Raw genomic sequence first — 312 nt, 5'->3', positions numbered from 1 at the left:
GATTAATCCTAAGATTAATCCAATCGTTTCAATATGTCTTAATTCACGCTTTGTTAAATCTCTCACAATTGTTTCTAATTCACTAAAATCGAGCGCATTGATTCTTGATTCTACAACTTTAGAAATTTCTACATTACCCGACGCACTTTCTTTGATCTTTTTTACCATAATATCAATGAAATTATCGCCTTCTTTTTCAATGAATTGATCGATCATGTTGGTTAATTCGCCCCCAAACATGTTTCTAAACATTGAAGGGATGAAACGGTGTATTTTTTTCGATAAGGTTTCGCCTAATTCTTTTTTTAAAGC

The 312-nt window shown here is 31.7% G+C and carries 1 protein-coding gene; it reads right to left on the bottom strand.

Features of this window, described 5'->3' with window-relative positions:
* Positions 1-312, bottom strand: a 312-nt coding sequence (locus ABCO64_RS10530; protein ID WP_343089436.1) for a DUF445 domain-containing protein, incomplete at both ends; no start/stop codon positions are given.

The sequence above is a fragment of the Methanocalculus natronophilus genome, from assembly GCF_038751955.1.
Classification (GTDB): Archaea; Halobacteriota; Methanomicrobia; order Methanomicrobiales; family Methanocorpusculaceae; genus Methanocalculus; species Methanocalculus natronophilus.
This window is presented reverse-complemented; position numbering and strand designations above follow the sequence as displayed.